17 protein-coding genes and 1 other annotated feature are annotated in these 17,073 nt (G+C 34.0%); of the genes, 7 read left to right on the top strand and 10 right to left on the bottom strand.

The features are described 5' to 3' along the window. Positions 1–454: 454 nt before the first annotated feature. The 5 genes from croR (at position 455) to serS (ending at position 6,688) form a co-directional block, all read left to right on the top strand. Complete coding sequence (gene croR / locus CBF37_RS10925) at positions 455–1,141, top strand: response regulator transcription factor CroR (protein WP_125984785.1); 687 nt, start codon at positions 455–457, stop codon at positions 1,139–1,141. Further along, a complete protein-coding gene (locus CBF37_RS10920) occupies positions 1,125–2,279 on the top strand; it encodes a sensor histidine kinase (protein ID WP_125984784.1) in 1,155 nt (384 codons plus the stop codon). The genes croR and CBF37_RS10920 overlap by 17 nt, the downstream gene beginning before the upstream one ends. A gap of 136 nt (positions 2,280–2,415) precedes the next feature. Beyond that, the gene (locus CBF37_RS10915) at positions 2,416–3,693 is read left to right on the top strand and encodes a serine hydrolase (protein WP_165866711.1); all 1,278 of its coding nucleotides are present in this window, start codon (positions 2,416–2,418) and stop codon (positions 3,691–3,693) included. Positions 3,694–3,718: 25 nt separating this feature from the next. After that, positions 3,719–5,056 carry a serine hydrolase domain-containing protein gene (locus CBF37_RS10910; protein WP_125984782.1) on the top strand — a complete coding sequence of 446 codons (1,338 nt, stop codon included), beginning with the start codon at positions 3,719–3,721 and terminating at the stop codon, positions 5,054–5,056. 65 nt (positions 5,057–5,121) lie between these two features. Then, positions 5,122–5,352: a binding site (T-box leader), on the top strand. Between the two features lie 61 nt (positions 5,353–5,413). Further along, positions 5,414–6,688, top strand: coding sequence for a serine--tRNA ligase (gene serS, locus CBF37_RS10905; RefSeq protein WP_125984781.1), 1,275 nt, complete (start codon positions 5,414–5,416; stop codon positions 6,686–6,688). A 39-nt stretch (positions 6,689–6,727) separates the two neighbouring features. On the opposite strand, the gene CBF37_RS10900 is transcribed toward serS, so the two are convergent. From CBF37_RS10900 to CBF37_RS10860, 9 genes are all read right to left on the bottom strand, one after another. After that, entirely contained in the window at positions 6,728–7,633 is a 906-nt protein-coding gene (locus CBF37_RS10900) for an L-lactate dehydrogenase (RefSeq protein ID WP_125984780.1), read from the bottom strand. 77 nt (positions 7,634–7,710) lie between these two features. Next, complete coding sequence (guaB, locus tag CBF37_RS10895; RefSeq protein WP_125984779.1) at positions 7,711–9,195, bottom strand: IMP dehydrogenase; 1,485 nt, start codon at positions 9,193–9,195, stop codon at positions 7,711–7,713. A 134-nt stretch (positions 9,196–9,329) separates the two neighbouring features. Next, positions 9,330–10,037, bottom strand: a complete 708-nt coding sequence (locus tag CBF37_RS10890) for a DUF1129 domain-containing protein (protein WP_165866710.1) — start codon at positions 10,035–10,037, stop codon at positions 9,330–9,332. 20 nt (positions 10,038–10,057) lie between these two features. Then, positions 10,058–11,158, bottom strand: coding sequence for a redox-regulated ATPase YchF (gene ychF, locus CBF37_RS10885; RefSeq protein ID WP_125984777.1), 1,101 nt, complete (start codon positions 11,156–11,158; stop codon positions 10,058–10,060). Between the two features lie 36 nt (positions 11,159–11,194). After that, positions 11,195–11,383: a DUF951 domain-containing protein gene (locus CBF37_RS10880; RefSeq protein ID WP_125984776.1), complete on the bottom strand. Its 189-nt coding sequence runs from the start codon at positions 11,381–11,383 to the stop codon at positions 11,195–11,197. Positions 11,384–11,486: 103 nt separating this feature from the next. Continuing rightward, complete coding sequence (locus CBF37_RS10875) at positions 11,487–12,368, bottom strand: ParB/RepB/Spo0J family partition protein (RefSeq protein WP_125984786.1); 882 nt, start codon at positions 12,366–12,368, stop codon at positions 11,487–11,489. Further along, positions 12,361–13,131, bottom strand: coding sequence for a ParA family protein (locus CBF37_RS10870; protein WP_125984775.1), 771 nt, complete (start codon positions 13,129–13,131; stop codon positions 12,361–12,363). Before CBF37_RS10870 ends, CBF37_RS10875 begins: the two co-directional genes overlap by 8 nt. 39 nt (positions 13,132–13,170) lie before the next feature. After that, a complete protein-coding gene (rsmG, locus tag CBF37_RS10865; RefSeq protein ID WP_125984774.1) occupies positions 13,171–13,890 on the bottom strand; it encodes a 16S rRNA (guanine(527)-N(7))-methyltransferase RsmG in 720 nt (239 codons plus the stop codon). 419 nt (positions 13,891–14,309) lie between these two features. Then, complete coding sequence (locus tag CBF37_RS10860) at positions 14,310–14,921, bottom strand: hypothetical protein (protein ID WP_125984773.1); 612 nt, start codon at positions 14,919–14,921, stop codon at positions 14,310–14,312. A gap of 330 nt (positions 14,922–15,251) precedes the next feature. On the opposite strand from CBF37_RS10860, the gene CBF37_RS10855 reads away from it, so the two are divergent. Beyond that, on the top strand, positions 15,252–15,845 hold the full coding sequence (locus CBF37_RS10855; RefSeq protein ID WP_125984772.1) for a hypothetical protein: 594 nt from the start codon (positions 15,252–15,254) through the stop codon (positions 15,843–15,845). A 518-nt stretch (positions 15,846–16,363) separates the two neighbouring features. Then, positions 16,364–16,567 (top strand): hypothetical protein, encoded by a 204-nt coding sequence (locus CBF37_RS10850; RefSeq protein ID WP_125984771.1) that lies wholly within the window; start codon positions 16,364–16,366, stop codon positions 16,565–16,567. A gap of 418 nt (positions 16,568–16,985) precedes the next feature. On the opposite strand, the gene CBF37_RS11995 is transcribed toward CBF37_RS10850, so the two are convergent. Further along, positions 16,986–17,069, bottom strand: a complete 84-nt coding sequence (locus tag CBF37_RS11995; RefSeq protein ID WP_420824176.1) for an IS3 family transposase — start codon at positions 17,067–17,069, stop codon at positions 16,986–16,988. Between the last annotated feature and the right edge of the window lie 4 nt (positions 17,070–17,073).

Below are 17,073 nucleotides of genomic sequence, written 5' to 3'. Positions count from 1 at the left end.
TCATTAATTTAAAACTTGCTAGCGAATTGTTATTCACTAAATATGGTTTGTTTTTACTTTCGTAAAAACGCCCTACACATTTGGTTTGTCTTACTTTGTTCAGTTTTCAAAGGTCTAAATCTTTTTGTTTTAAGTTACCGTAGCAACTTTTATATAATATCAAATCATCAATTGGATGTCAATACTTTTTCAAAACTTTTTTTAATCGCGTATTTATTTGATTAGTGCGACTAAAAAATAATACCATATAATCTTAATTTTCGTCAAGACCTTTTTTATTTTTAAAAAATTTTAGTCAAATCTTTAAAAATTGGCAACGAAATTAATATACTATGATTCTAGATCGTTGTAAACATATTCTTTAATTTTTTACTATTTTGGTCTATTTTTTGTTACAATCAATGCATAAATATTATTAAATGAACGTATTTGATATCTAATGGAGGAATGCTCAATGAAAATTTTAGTTGTCGATGATGATAAAGAAATCGTAGAACTTTTAAGTATCTACATTCAAAATGAAGGTTATAATGTGATTAAAGCCTACGATGGAAAAGAGGCTCTTAGTAAGATTAATACCACCCCTGATATTGATTTAATGATCCTTGATATTATGATGCCAAAAATGGATGGTATGGAAGTCGTTAAAGAACTCCGTAAAGAATCTCAAGTTCCTATTATAATGTTAACAGCTAAAACAACAGATATGGATAAAATTCAAGGTTTGATTGCTGGAGCTGATGATTATGTTACTAAACCATTCAATCCTTTAGAAATAATGGCGCGAGTCAAATCTCTGCTGAGACGATCTGCTATGCAACAAACTGCTTCTACTCCCGATGTTTTAGAAGTAGGCCCACTGATCATAAAAAAAGATTCACATGAAGTTGAAACCGATAAAAGAAATAAAATTCAATTGACTGCTTTGGAATTTGGTATTTTATACCTTCTTGCTAGTCATCCCAATCGAGTATTCAGTGCTGAAGAAATTTTTGAACGTGTTTGGCAGCAAGAAAGTCTCGTTTCAGCTAAAACCGTGATGGTACATGTTAGTCATCTGCGAGATAAAATTGAAGAAGCAACAAACGGAGAGAAGGTTATTCAAACAGTTTGGGGAGTAGGTTATAAAATTGAGGCCTGAACCAAAAAAGAAAAAGATTACTCTCACTTCTAAAGAAAAAAGCGAACTTTTTATAGAAGGAATTGTAACTATTATTCTTTTGATTCTTCTCAATGTAGCTATTTATATGATAGTCATTCAATTTGCTGAGACAAATCGCTCAATTGATGACATGATTTTTAATATTAAAGAGTCAATCTACAATACTTTCTATATAGAGCATCCTGCATCAATCAAGGTATCCATCATTCTCTTTATGATATTTACAGACGTTATTATTTTATTTTGGCGTCTAATCCGTCGTTATCGACAGATGCAGCAATCACATATTATCAGTGAACTTCACTATATTTCTAGTGGACATTACTCCCATCGAATTCCTTTTGAACTTAAGGGAGATTTAGGTAAATTAGTTAAAAGTATCAACGCCCTAGTAGATGGTACTGTTAAAGCTATAGAAGACGAGCGATTAATTGAGCAATCTAAAGATGAATTAATCACTAATGTTAGTCATGATATTCGAACGCCTTTAACTTCCGTTATCGGATACCTTGGTTTAATCGAAGATGGAAATTATAAATCGACAGATGACCTTTTAAAGCACACACACACCGCCTATCTAAAAGCAAAACAGATGAAATCATTAGTCGATGATTTATTTGAATATACTAAAGTACGGCAAGCTGACACACCTCTTAGTATTATAACATTTGATATGTACCAACTTTTAGAACAGCTGACTATCGAGTATGAATTGGAATCAAAAAAAAATAATATGCTGTTGTCTTTAAATACAGATGCACCCCATTTGATTATGGAAGGAGACCCTGAAAAATTAGTACGTGTCTTCAACAACTTGCTTTCAAACGCTTTTAAATATGGTACAGGCGGTTCAGAAATAATTATTACTGCCAAACAAGTTAGTCATAAACTAATTTTAACTTTCAAAAACAATGGTCAGGAAATACCTGAAAAATCACTTAATAATCTGTTTGAACGGTTTTATCGTGTCGAGGAGTCACGTTCACTGCAAACCGGAGGCTCTGGACTTGGCCTTGCTATTGCCAAAAGTATCGTGGAACTTCATGACGGTTCGATTAAGGCTGTATCTAATAGTGGTTGGACATCATTCATTATTACACTTCCATTAAAACGTTAAATAATCCTAACAAAAAAACTAATTCATGAAATTATTAGTTTTTTTTGTTATATTAACTAGTATAAGTTTTTAGAAAGGAAACCATTTATTTATGACTTTTCACAAAAAAGTAGTTAATAAACTCGTCATACTTATCATGTCAGTCACTTTTGTTATACCATCGTCGCTTGCCTTTGCGAATACAACAACTAAAGAAAACATGACTGATCCTATTACTCTGAATGCCAAAGCAGCTATGGTAACTGATATGGAAACTGGCAAAATTTTATATAGTAAAAATATTGATGAAGCTTTAGGTATAGCATCGATGACTAAAATTCTTACTGCCTACCTAGTCTACGATGCCATTAAACAAGGTAAAATAAAATGGACTGATACTGTACCTATTAGTGAGGAATTAATTAAAACTACTGAAAATCCCGAACTCTCAAATGTTCCTCTATATAAAGATAAAACCTATACCGTGCAAGATTTGTTGCACGCATCACTGATAAGTTCAGCAAATGCAGCAACATCTGCACTAGCTGAATTCATTGGTGGTACTGAACCTAAATTTGTTGATATGATGAGAGCACAACTAGCTAATTGGAATATCAAAGACGCAACTTTAATCAGCTCTTCAGGGTTAGGAACTATGTATTTAGGCAATTCTAAATATCCAGGATCTCCTGATGACGAAGAAAATAAGTTATCTGCACGCGATATAACGATTGTTGCAGATCATTTGCTAACTGACTTTCCTGAAGTACTTGATATTACTAAATTACCTGATTTCACTCTTTTTAAGAGTGATAAGCAAGAAACGTTACTAACAAATTCTAATAATATGTTGTCTGGAAAACAACAATTTTACGAAGGCATTGACGGTTTAAAGACCGGAACAACTGATGTCGCCGGAAATTGTTTCATCGGCACACTTGAAAAAGACGGTCGTCGCTATATTTCTGTAGTCATGGGCGTTGATAATCAACACAGTCGGTTCGAAGAAACCAAAAATATGCTAGACTTTGTCTTTACCAACTGGAAATTTCAAGATATTTCAACACATGGTCAACCCGCAAGCATTTCCGAACTGCCTGTTTCACTGGGCAAAGAGGACACCGTTCATTTAAAAATTGATGGTTCTGCTGAAGCTTGGATTTATAAAGATACTCCTAAGAACACATTAGCTGAAAAAACTAACTTCACAAAAACAAAAAAAAATAACGACGGAAAACCATCATTAACAGCACCCGTCAAAAAAGATTTTATTGTCGGTAATGAGGTTTTCAGTTACTCTGATGCCTTAGGATTCTTATTTCCTGAACAAAAAAAAGACATAAAGTTATCTATTAGTACCACAAGAAAAGTCGAAAAGGTCAACATTTTTGTTGAAGTATGGCACAATGTAACTGTATATTTCAAAAATTTATAAAACTATATTAGGTAGGTAAACACACATGGCAAGAATTCAACGTACTGAATATGAACAACTAAAAAAGAAGCACCGACGACGTAGACTCTTATCTCTTTTATTCGGCTTGATTTTTGGGTTGATTGTTGCATTTAATTTATACTACTGGTTTCCACTGATTAAGAAAAAAATAGATTTGCCTAATATTCCGCAAGCTAGATTAAGTAAGACCGAACCGACAAAGAGCGGCACCAGCTATGATAATAGATCCAACATACCTGATTCTGAGACAGGCGCTTCATCATTTGATAAAACAGTAACCAAGTCGGAAGAACCTAAATTTAACCCGAGAACAAATTATGAAGCTGCAACATCAGCTGTTACAGGTTTTTTCCAACCATTAAGTCAGGAAATTGATAATGAAATAACTGCGGCAAACATTTCCGGTACCTTATTAGTTGTTAAAGACAATCAACCCATTTTGTATAAGTCATATGGTGAGGCTGAAAATCAGACTGACAATCCTTATAATAGTTCTTATATGATTGCCTCTTCCCAAAAAGCTTTGACAGCAACACTTATCATGAAACTAGTCGAAGAAAATAAATTAAGCTTAGATACACCATTGTCAGAATTCTATCCTGAAATAGCAAACAGTGATAAGGTCACCATTAATTCAATGTTATCTATGACATCCGGATTGACTATCACTGAAGATAACCGTCCTCAATCGAAAACAAAACAAGAGATGTTAGACTACGTTATTAAAACCGTAACCTATCAACAACTGACTAAATGGAAATATTCATATTCAAATTATGTCTTACTTGCGGGGATTATTGAAAAATTAAGCCAAAAGAGTTACGAAGACTATGCAGATGAAATTATTATTAAACCGTTAAATCTTAAAAATACATTCTTTTATGATCGAAAAACTGATAAACAAAATCTTATTGCGGCATATAATCATAATATTGATAAAGGACAAATCACTAAACAAAATATTCCAGATTACGCTTTTATCAATGAATTTGGGAGTGGCAATTTAGCTATGTCGACTAGCGACTATTTAACTTTTGTTCAAGCTTTGATTGACGGAAAAGTTTTAGAATGGAGTAGCGTTATTAATATGTGGACCTTGCAGCCAGCACCATATAGCTACACGTACAAAGCCGGTTTTTATCACAGCGATACATCTATGAGCAGCCATGGTCTTTTCTGGGGTTATGAACCTACCGTCCATATAAATAATGATGCAAGTACCGCTGTTATCTATTTTGCTAATATGTATCAAAAAGATAAAACCAATGTTCAACTTGTTGATAATATTTTCCAAAAAATCAGTGCACCTTATAATGGATTCACTTTTCAAAACGGTCAATAAACGCTCAACACAATTTGACACATCTTTTAAAAAAATATATACTTATTACAATATAAATAACTTTAAAATAGTTAAAAGAATAGTACTCAAATGGCGTGTTTAAGAAAGTTGACGGGTGATGCAAGTCAATACACTCCACTGAAGAATCCACTTTTAAAGACTGTATAGCGAATAAATCATGCATATGATAACTAAGCTATGCCGGCACAGACCGTTAATTGTTTAAAGAAGATATGTGACGTCAACTGTCATATAAATTTGGGTGGCACCACGAAATTTAACCTCTCGTCCCAAAAATGAGTTTAGCTCATTTTTGGGACGAGAGGTTTTTTATTTAAATTAAGGAGGAAAATTTTTATGTTAGATATTAAATTTATGCGTCAAAACTTTAATACTGTCAAAGAAAAATTATTAACTCGTGGAGTAAAAGAAACAATATTAACAGAATTTTTAGACTTGGATCAAGAACGTCGCAATCATTTAGTTGAGGCAGAAACCTTGAAAAAGTTAAGAAATGATGTCTCACAAGAAATTTCTCAATTAAAACGAAACAAAGAAAATGCTGACGATAAAATAAAAGAAATGCAAGAAGTTGGTGAGCGCATTAAAGTATTAGATGCTGAAATCACCGCAATTGATGAACGACTAAGAGCTATATCTTATACATTGCCTAATCTTCCTCACAATGATGTTCCTATAGGTGCAGATGAAGATGATAATATTGAAATGCGTCGTTGGAAATCACCTCGAACATTTGACTTTGAACCAAAACCACATTGGGAAGTTGCTGAAAATCTAGGAATACTTGATTTCGAACGTGGTGCAAAAGTTACTGGAAGTCGTTTTCTATTTTATAAAGATTTAGGTGCTCGCTTAGAACGTGCTCTCTATAATTTTATGTTAGATTTGCATGTCTATGAACATGGTTATACAGAGATGATTCCCCCTTACATGGTTAATAATCAGTCTATGTTTGGTACAGGACAGTTCCCTAAATTTAAAGAAGATGTGTTTCAATTAGAAGACACACACTACACCTTAATTCCCACTGCTGAAGTTCCGTTGACTAATTATTATCGTGATGAAATTTTAACTGAAGACATGCTGCCAGTATATTTCACCGCCTTAAGTCCATCTTTCCGTTCTGAAGCTGGAAGTGCCGGCCGAGATACACGGGGATTAATCCGTCTACATCAATTCAACAAGGTTGAAATGGTTAAAATCTCTAAGCCAGAAACATCTTATGATGAATTAGAAAAAATGACTAATAATGCTGAAGAAATCTTACAAAAACTTGGTTTACCGTATCGTGTCATTACTCTATGTACTGGTGATATGGGCTTCTCCGCTGCGAAAACTTATGATATTGAGGTTTGGATTCCTGCTCAAGAGACGTATCGTGAAATCAGCTCTTGTTCAAACTGTGAAGACTTCCAAGCCCGTCGAGCTAAGATTCGTTTCCGCAATGAAGACGGTAAAGTAAATCTAGTTCATACTTTAAACGGTTCTGGTTTAGCAGTCGGTCGTACGGTCGCAGCTATTTTAGAAAATTACCAAAACGAAGACGGCAGCGTAACGATTCCCGAGGTTTTACGACCTTATATGGGCGGCGCTGAAGTTATAACTAAATAGAAAAAAGTACGGCTCTATATTCCATAGAGCCGTACTTTTTTAAACTTTTTCAAAAAATGACTTAATTTTTACAGCTGATTTTTGATACTTAGCAGTTTCTTCATCGGTCAATGCCAGTTCTAAGCGTTTAACAACCCCTTGTTTTCCAATAACTGCCGGATAGCCTAAAAAGATATCTTTGGTTTTGTCCCAAGTTGAAACCGGGTAAATTTTTTGTTCATCTTTCAAAATAGATTGAATAATGCGTGCTGCCGTTGATGAAATGCCATAACTCGTCCAGCCTTTTGCTTGATGAATATGCCATCCGCCTAAACGTGTTTCTTCCTTCATCCATTCTAGTTTCTCTTGACTCACATCATAAGTATCAGTTAGTAATTGACTGCCGATTCTAACTGTTGACCAAGCAACAAATTGACTTTCCCCGTGCTCACCTAATACGTACCCCTCAACAGATTGAGGTGACACACCGAATTCCTGTCCAACAATTCGACGCATGCGATTTGTATCAAGTGAGGTCCCTGTTCCAATAATTCGATGTGCTGGAAAACCGCTGACTTCTTGAACCAATGCTGTAATGACATCACACGGATTTGATATTACTAAAAAAATACCTCTAAAACCTGTTGAAACAATTTGCGGTATCATTTCTCTAACTGACGCCGCATTATCCTTTAGTTCAGATGTTCGATCTTCGTTATCAATGCTTTGACTGCCGAAACTGATAACCACAATATCTGCATCTTTTAACAACTCAACGTCTTGAGTGAAAATTTTAACTGTTTGATTTGTTGACAGCATCGCGTCTTGATATTCTAATGCTTCAGCAGTAATTTTATCTGCTTTTTTATCAATAATTACTAATTCATCAACCTGACCCGCTTGACATAATGTATTTCCAAGATCCGCACCGACGTGTCCCATACCGATTATCCCAATTTTACTCATACTTCTCAGCCTCTTTCTTTTACAAAATAATTTAAATAAAAGACCTCTACAGCATAAAGTAAAGGTCTGAAATTCTTTTATGATTCAATTGAATAGTTTGGAGCTTCTTTAGTGATTTGAACATCATGTGGATGAGATTCTCGTAGACCGGCACCGCTCATACGAATGAATTGTGCATTATCACGCAGTTCTTGCAGATTTCCTGCACCCACATAGCCCATACCTGCACGTAATCCGCCAAGCATTTGGAAGATTATATCTTGTGCTGTTCCTTTATATGCGACCCGACCTTCAATACCTTCAGGGACTAATTTATTCGCTTCATTGACACTATTTTGGAAGTAACGATCGCTTGATCCTTTTTCCATAGCACCTAATGAACCCATACCACGATAAGTTTTAAAACGACGACCTTGATAAATTTCAAATTCACCCGGTGATTCATCAGTACCAGCCAACATTGAACCCAACATGACCACATATCCGCCGGCTGCTAATGCTTTTACGATGTCTCCTGAGTACTTGATGCCGCCGTCAGCAATAATGGTTTTGCCATATTCACGAGCAATAGATGCAGATTCATAAATAGCTGTCAATTGAGGGACACCTACACCTGCGACAACACGCGTTGTACAAATTGAACCAGGTCCGATTCCGACTTTTACAACATCGACACCTACATCATATAATGCACGTGTTGCTTCAGCTGTGGCAACATTTCCAGCGATTAACGTTGCGCCTGGAAATGTATCACGGATTTCTTTAATTTTCCTGATGACACCAGCACTATGACCATGTGCTGTATCTATAACTATTGCATCCGCTCCCGCATCTAACAGTGCTTCAGCACGTTCAAATGTATCATTCGTCACTCCAACAGCTGCTGCAACTAATAATCGGCCATGAATATCTTTAGCCGCATTAGGGAACTCAATAACTTTTTCAATATCTTTAATGGTAATCAAACCACTTAAGCGACCACTATCATCAACAATCGGTAATTTTTCAATTTTATGCTGTTGCAGTGTTTTCTCAGCATCTTTCAAAGAAGTTCCTACTGGAGCAGTGACTAAATTTTCTTTAGTCATCACCTCATCAATTAATAATTGATGATTTGTTACGAAACGTAAATCACGATTTGTTAAAATACCAACTAACTTACGATTTTCTAATGTATCAACAATTGGAACCCCGCTAATGCGATATTTAGCCATTAATGCTTCTGCTTCTTCTACACGATGACTTGGTGTTAAGAAAAATGGATCAATGATAACACCACTTTCAGAACGTTTTACTTTTTTAACTTCATCACGCTGCTGTTCAATTGACATATTTTTATGAATAACCCCTAGTCCACCTTGTCGAGCCATTGCGATAGCCATTTTACTATCCGTCACAGTATCCATACTAGCACTCATTAGTGGAATATTTAGCTTAAGATTTGGTGCTAATTGCACTGTCAAATCCACATCATGAGGTAACACATGACTTTCAGCTGGTACTAATAAAACGTCATCAAATGTATATCCTTTTTTTGAAAATTTCGTTTCCCAATTTGACATTAGTTGTACGCACTCCTTTGATTTATTTTTAATTACAAAGTTATCAAAAATATCGGGGTTAGTCAATTATATGTCATTAAAAAAAGATAACTCTAATGCGGAACAATGCATTTGAGTTATCTTTTAATTAAATTCTAATAACGACGCATAAATAAGCTACCTTGAATACCAAATTTTTTCTTCAATAAGAAATGAATACCATATGCAGCAGCACCTAAAACAATAGCAATCATCGGGTCAATTGTCGGATTAAATGTTCTAGGAATCAAACTTGAAGCTGAAAAGAGTAAAACCCACGGAATAAAGCAAAGTGCAATAATCCCACCAGATTTAAGTGCTCCTGGCTTTTTACTCTGATCAGCGCCGGGATAATCATAACTATAAACATATTTATAAATAAGATAGAACGATAGACCACCTGAAGCAGCCCCAATTAATATACTTGTGATACCTTGTGTTGCCTGTCCAGTGTTTGACAATAGTGAAAAACCACCTGTAATCACAGCCAAGAAAGCAAACAATACTAATGAATTATCTAACCATGCTTTTCCAAATGTTATTTCGGGTAAAGCTTCCGGTGCTTCAACAATATTTTTTACAGCTTCAGTCGGCGTGCCATACAATTGTTTAGCTGTCGTTCCGGATTTTTGTCCTTCGACTAGCGCAGTCAGCATGTCATGTAAAGCCAATGTTTTTTGTTCTTCACTTAAACTAGTCTTTGCTAAGTCTTTTTTCAAATCGAAAATAAACTGATTATTCTTTTTTGTTAATTTTTTTTCTAACTGACGATTGTCAGCTACTTTTTGACGTAAGTCTTCAGTCGTTGCGGATACATCTGCCACTATTGGTCACCCTCTACTTTCTAAACATTAAAACGGAACAGCATAACATCGCCGTCTTGTACTACATAATCTTTTCCTTCTAAACGAACCCGCCCTACTTCCTTAGCAGCGTGCATACTTCCGTATTCTTTTAAATCTTCAAATGAGACTGTTTCAGCTCGAATAAAGCCACGTTCAAAGTCTGTATGAATAATTCCAGCACATTCAGGTGCTTTCATACCTGTTTTAAAGGTCCACGCACGTACTTCTTGTTCTCCTGCAGTAAAATAAGTTGCTAATCCTAATAGATGATATGCCGCTCTAATCAATTTATCCAGACCTGATTCTTCAATCCCCAATGCTTCCAAGAAGTCAGCTTTATCTGCATCATCCAACTCAGCAATTTCTTCTTCAGCTCGTGCGCAAACAGAAATTACTTCAGCATTTTCTGTTGCAGCAAAATCTTTTACTTGTTTAACATAATCGTTATTATCTGTATCTGCCACATCATCTTCAGCAACGTTTGCCACATAAAGTACTGGCTTAGTAGTTAATAAAAATAGTCCCTTAACAATCGGTAGTTCCTCATCTGTAAATTCAACAGTTCGTGCTGATTGTCCTGCTTCTAAAACAGGTTTTATTTTTTCAAGTACAGCTAATTCTGCTACTGCTTCTTTGTCTTTCGTTTTAGCAATTTTTGCTACACGTGTATAACGTTTATCAACTGATTCTAAATCAGCCAGCACTAATTCTAAATTAATTGTTTCAATATCTGCTAATGGGTCAACACGGCCTTCAACGTGAGTAATATTATCATCATCAAAACAGCGGACCACATGACAGATAGCATCAACTTGGCGAATATTACTTAAGAATTTATTTCCTAGTCCCTCACCTTTACTAGCACCTTTTACAATACCGGCAATATCAGTAAATTCAAAGGTTGCTGGAACAGTCTTTTTAGGTTTTACTAATTTAGTCAGTTCCTCTAAACGGTAATCGGGTACTTCCACCATACCTACGTTAGGGTCAATTGTTGCAAAAGGATAATTTGCAGCTTCTGCACCTGCTTTAGTAATCGCGTTAAATAATGTTGATTTACCAACATTGGGTAACCCTACAATTCCTGCTGTTAAAGCCATTTATTTCACTCTTTCCTCTAAGTGTTAATCAAAAATTTAATCTGACACTTTCTTTTCTAGAATTTTTTTCATTTTTTTGTCAAACTCGCGACGAGGCATCATCACAATATGCTGACATTCAATACATTTTATTTTAATATCCATGCCCATACGGACAATTTCCCAACGGTTTGTCTGGCAAGCATGAGGTTTTTTCATTTCAACAATATCACCTAGTTCATACATAATTGCTACCTCCATCAGTTAATAAACATGACAGGACACATGCTATATAGTACCACATAACCTGTCATTTGTTTTAATTTGTCATCATTTTACTATAAATAATTTAATCATCCAACTGAATTTCTAGTATATCTAAAATACGAGTTAAATCATCTGGCGATAAGTATTCAATTTCTATCTTACCCTTACCTTCTTTATCCTGAATTGCTACGCTTGTGCCGAATTTATCCATTAATAAATCTTCACCTGCTGTTACATAGTAAGGTTTTTTTGTCATTTTTTTCTTTGTTTTTTTCATCAAAGCGGGTTGTTCATTATTCATTTCTGAAACGATTTGTTCCAATTGGCGCACAGTCAATCCCTCTTTTAACACTCGATTTGCTAAAGGGATAATAGCCTTTTCATCCTTTAAACCTAGAAGTGTTCGTGCCTGCCCCATTGATAATGACTCATTTTGAACCAAGTCTCTAACCACAGCTGGCAGAGATAATAATCGTAAATAATTAGCTATATACGACCGGCTCTTGCCAAGTTGTGAGGCCAAATCATTTTGAGTTAATTTTAAATTTTTCATCAACATGTCATAGGCTTCAGCTTCTTCCATCGGGCTCAAATCTTCACGTTGCAGATTTTCCAAAACCGCGATTTGCATCATTTGTGCTTCATCAAATTCTCTGACAATTGCAGGAATTGTTTCTTGCCCTGCTATTTTAGAAGCTCGAAAACGACGCTCGCCAGCAATTATTTCATACCCTTTAATGGAAGATTTCCTAACGATAATCGGCTGAAACACACCTGATTGTTTAATTGAATCAGCTAATTCAGTTAGAGCCTTATCATCAAACACCTTACGCGGCTGATAAGGATTCGGTCTTAATTCAGTTAATGGCAGTTTCATAACTTCTTCCAATTTTACATCTTCTTCAATAGAAGAAATATCTTCAAACAACGCATTAATTCCTCTTCCTAAGCTATTCTTATTCATTTTCGTCACGGTTCATCACTTCCTTTGCTAACGCTTGATAGACTTCGGCACCTTTTGAACGCGGATCGTAATCAATAATTGGCTTTCCATGACTCGGCGCTTCCGATAATCGAATGTTTCTTGGAATAATTGTATCATACACACGTTCTCTAAAATAAGTTCTAACTTCTTCTACAACTTCAGAACCTAGATTAGTTCGTGCATCATACATTGTCAATAGTACCCCTTCAATACGAAGTTCTGGATTAAAATGTTTTTGTACCAAACGTACAGTATTTAACAACTGACTTAATCCTTCTAATGCATAATACTCGCACTGAACCGGAATTAGAATAGAATCACTAGCAGAAAATGAATTAATTGTTAAATGTCCTAATGATGGTGGACAATCGATTAAAATATAATCATACTCTCCATCAACATCTTTTAAGGCAGTTTTTAATCGTGATTCTCTAGCCATCATAGAGGTTAACTCTATTTCAGCACCAGACAATTGAATTGTTGCAGGTGCAATATCTAAATTTTCACGTGCAGTCGGTTGAATAATATCCTTAATGGGTACTTCATTCACCAATACATCATAGATATCCTGAGAAACATCGGGCTTTCTGATGCCTATTCCGCTCGTTGCATTTCCTTGTGCATCCATATCCACTAGTAAAACTTTATTACCTTCATAGGCTAAACATGCGCCAAGATTAACAGTTGTTGTTGTCTTACCAACACCGCCTTTTTGATTTGCAACAGAAATAATTCGTGTCATAACGTTACCTCCTTACCATTAATTAACTGACTGACCTGATTAAATTAATGGTTTTTTATTAGGTGTCCCTGGTTTTCTAGGATACTTATTAGGTGTTTCTTTCACTTTTTGAATGTCTATAATGAACCGTTTATCATCAGTAAAAGGCAGAGCTACTGATTTTTCATCAATAAATTTACCACCTAATAGCGCAATAGATTTTTTTGCTTCGTTTAACTCTTCATCGCTCTTAGCAGCCTTCAATGCCAAAAAATGACCGCCTTTCTTCACTAAAGGCAGACATAACTCATTCAACACAGTTAATCTAGCTACTGCACGAGCAGTAACAAAGTCAAATTGTGCTCTGAATTTTGGGTTTTGTCCAAATGTTTCAGCACGATCATGATATAAGTGAACACCGTCTAAATTCAAATTAGCTGTTAATTCTTCTAAAAATTTAATACGTTTGTTCAGTGAATCTACTATCGAAATATTCAAATTTGGAAAAACAATTTTCAACGGAATACTTGGGAATCCTGCACCTGAACCCACATCACACAAATGATACTCTTTGTTTTCAAAGTCTTCTACAAAAGCAAGTGTGATAGAATCATAAAAATGTTTTAAGTAGACTCCCTCTAAATCTGTTATTGCCGTTAAATTAATTTTTTCGTTCCATTCAACCAGCATGTTAAAATATGTGTCAAATTGATTCATCTGTGTATCCGTTAATTCGATTCCTCTTTTTTCAAGTTCTTTTTTAAATATATCCGGTTTCATGTATTCTCTCCTTTTTGTGAAACACAGAATGTTTCACAACTAGTTATACTTTATCTTATCTTGTATAAAACTTCAATTAGTATCCATAAATTTTAGTTGTTTTGCAAAAAAATGTTTCACGTGAAACATTTTAATAAAAAAACAAGAAAGCATATAAATTTAATTAATTAAATAACAGTTATTTAATAACTATTTAAACCTTTTAAAACAATTTTTTTTTAAAAGATTATGTTATATTTAAAATCTACCTGATATTAATTTTCTAGGAAGTTTTATCAAAATAAGCTATCATTTTTATCCACAACTGCCATTTCAGCTCTTATTAATAGTTATCCACATGACTTTTCCGCTTCTTGCCGATAACTTTCTCTTTCCTAAAACTATAAAAACCTCTGACAGAAAGTCAAAGGTTCTTTAGTCTACTGATTTAAGATTGTTGAATACTCTTTCATATGAGCCGGTTGTGTATAAATTGAATTTCCGTCATAACTAACAATCATATCATTATATCCAGGTGTATCACCTGAAATACCACCTAATAATTGATTAAAAACTATTGTCTCATTTGCTGATAATGTCACTATTTGACTATATCTTGGTGCAACATCTCGTTCCCCAGTATTACGTGACACAAGTTTTAAATTAAATAAACCTGTATCTATAATAATTGGATAATCCTTACGATTCACGACGTCTAATTTGTAAAACATACTTGGTCCTTCCGAACCATCTAGTGCCATTGTAACTGAAAAATCTGTTGCTTGTGCTTCTTGCGGCTGCGTCTTGTCAACTGTTGATATTGTGGTATTTACAGTTGTTTGCGAGCTATTCAAGGTCTCATTTGTTAAAGTTGTTTGACTAATTGACGAATTAGTCGTCTCACTTAGTTTAGATGTTGAACTATTTGATTTATTCGCCTTTATACTTGTCTCGCTAGTCTTTTTTACTTTTAAATTATCATTATTCTGACATCCATTTAAAAATAACGTTGTAAATAGTGTGATGCTTAAAATAATTATTTTTTTATTCACCGTTCTTTCCTCCAAAAGTTCATTATTAAAGCAATTTATATTTACTATTTACTTTAATAAAAATATATTTAATAATATTCATTATATAACAAAAATTGAAAGGTGCAACGCTATGAATAAAATTATTTTACTATTTATATTTTTACAATTATTTTTTCTATCAGGATGTGTCCAAGTATCAACAAAGACATCGAGCAATACTAAACAAGAACTCACGAAAGCTAAACAAACAACTCAATCGACTGATTCACTAGGAACAGCTACCACTCAAAAAACTGCAGCACTTCTTCTGAGATTTCAAAACCTAGACTGGACATCGAAGCAACGATTATGGCGATCTACATAGATAATTACTTACAATCTGATGATATTTCAGGTACAATTAATCAATTCATAACAGAACCTACAAAAAAGATTATTTTTACACAAACTGCTGATGGATATAGTCTTGCACAAGGAACTCGCAGTTCTCAGGAAGATTTTATCATTAAGAACAACTCAATTATCTGTATTTTGCATGACGGAGCAACTGATACTATTGAGAAAAACTATGATATCAATGAAATTAATCAAAAATATCAAAACTATGAAGCAGAACTTACACAATTAGTAGAGAGCGGTGAACAGGCTGCCTCAACTACTCCTGCATCTATCAATACAAAAAATCTTACCAATGATCAAGCCATCACTTGGATTAGAAACTACCTCATTCAAACTGGCAATTCGAATGAGGATTTAAAAAAAATATCTTATATGCCGCAAATGTCGACAGATGGATATTTAGAAATTTTTCTATATACTTCCAACGTTACTGGTGAACATAAAACAATTCAAGCTCTTTATCGAATAGATGAAAATGGACATCTACAGCTTTCTTCATCATCTAATACATGGGAAACTGTCAGCACCTCGTATATTGAGTAAATTTGAAAGGAATGATACTAGTAATTTTTTAAAATTTTCTTACAAAATTTATCACACATTCGCTATATTTTATGACTTGTTTCTTCACATTTCCCAGTTATTATATATGTATACCAACAAAACAACCTTTTCATTTTATTTACTCCTCCAAAGTAAATAAATAAACAACTTCTTTCCTCTAGTTTTCGCTAGAGGTTTTTTTATTTCCTGAATTATCATATATCTACTGCTTTAAATTTTCTTACGCATTTCGTCACATATTCGCTATACTCTGCGACTTGTTTCTTCACATTTCCCAGTTATTATATATGTATACCAACAAAACAAACCTTTTCATTTTATTTACTCCTCCAAAGTAAATAAATAAACCAACTCCTTTCCTCTAGTTTCCGCTAGAGGTTTTTTTATTTATAAAATGTTTCATGTGAAACATCTTATAAAATTATATGTACCTTATTTTTAAAATTAATCATCTTTTATGATATAATTTATAAAAATAAAGAAATGAGGGATTAATAATGTCTAATGATAACCCGATTATTTTAAACAACCCAGTTCCTCCAGATAATAACCTCAACAAGGAACATGCCAAAGAGTTTGTTTTGAAAGAGAAAATAAACCACTACGCTGGTCAATCATTTGCAACTGATAATGCTAACATCGTTTTTCCTGATGATTTAATTAAACCGAGCCCTGTAAAAAAAAGAAATGATAAAAATTAATAATTAGTTTGAATGGTTTTTTAAATTTATTACCAGAATTATCATAAAATAATTATATTTTCATCTCTGATTTATCTAATTTTTAAATTATTATATATGTATACCAACAAAATAACCTTTTCATTTTATTTACTCCTCCAAAGTAAATAAATAAATAAACAACTCCTTTCCTCTAGTTTCCGCTAGAGGTTTTTTTATTGCCTGAATTATCATATATCTACTGCTTTAAATTTTCTTACGCATTTCGTCACATATTCGCTATACTCTGCGACCTGTTTCTTCACATTTTCCAGTTACTATATATGTATACCAACAAAACAACCTTTTCATTTTATTTACTCCTCCAAAGTAAATAAATAAACAACTCCTTTCCTCTAGTTGGGACTGAACCCCTAAAATGAGACAGTAATAAAAACACCTATGCGATTACTTTTTTCCGATAATCAACCGGAGATAAGTAATCGTATTTTTGTTGAATTCTTTCTTTATTATAATAGTTGATGAAA

The organism is Vagococcus vulneris (assembly GCF_003950515.1).
GTDB lineage: Bacteria > Bacillota > Bacilli > Lactobacillales > Vagococcaceae > Vagococcus > Vagococcus vulneris.
This window is presented reverse-complemented; position numbering and strand designations above follow the sequence as displayed.

Bases quoted from the DNA above. Each gene is read 5' to 3' on its own strand.
- CBF37_RS10880 (WP_125984776.1), bottom strand. From the start codon at position 11,383: ATGTATGAACTAGGTGATATTGTTGAAATGAAAAAACCTCATGCTTGC.
- ychF (WP_125984777.1), bottom strand. From the start codon at position 11,158: ATGGCTTTAACAGCAGGAATTGTAGGGTTACCCAATGTTGGTAAATCA.
- CBF37_RS10855 (WP_125984772.1), top strand. From the start codon at position 15,252: ATGGCGATCTACATAGATAATTACTTACAATCTGATGATATTTCAGGT.
- CBF37_RS10850 (WP_125984771.1), top strand. From the start codon at position 16,364: ATGTCTAATGATAACCCGATTATTTTAAACAACCCAGTTCCTCCAGAT.
- guaB (WP_125984779.1), bottom strand. From the start codon at position 9,195: ATGTCAAATTGGGAAACGAAATTTTCAAAAAAAGGATATACATTTGAT.
- CBF37_RS10875 (WP_125984786.1), bottom strand. From the start codon at position 12,368: ATGAATAAGAATAGCTTAGGAAGAGGAATTAATGCGTTGTTTGAAGAT.
- CBF37_RS10910 (WP_125984782.1), top strand. From the start codon at position 3,719: ATGGCAAGAATTCAACGTACTGAATATGAACAACTAAAAAAGAAGCAC.
- serS (WP_125984781.1), top strand. From the start codon at position 5,414: ATGTTAGATATTAAATTTATGCGTCAAAACTTTAATACTGTCAAAGAA.
- CBF37_RS10915 (WP_165866711.1), top strand. From the start codon at position 2,416: ATGTCAGTCACTTTTGTTATACCATCGTCGCTTGCCTTTGCGAATACA.
- CBF37_RS10900 (WP_125984780.1), bottom strand. From the start codon at position 7,633: ATGAGTAAAATTGGGATAATCGGTATGGGACACGTCGGTGCGGATCTT.
- croR (WP_125984785.1), top strand. From the start codon at position 455: ATGAAAATTTTAGTTGTCGATGATGATAAAGAAATCGTAGAACTTTTA.
- rsmG (WP_125984774.1), bottom strand. From the start codon at position 13,890: ATGAAACCGGATATATTTAAAAAAGAACTTGAAAAAAGAGGAATCGAA.
- CBF37_RS10870 (WP_125984775.1), bottom strand. From the start codon at position 13,131: ATGACACGAATTATTTCTGTTGCAAATCAAAAAGGCGGTGTTGGTAAG.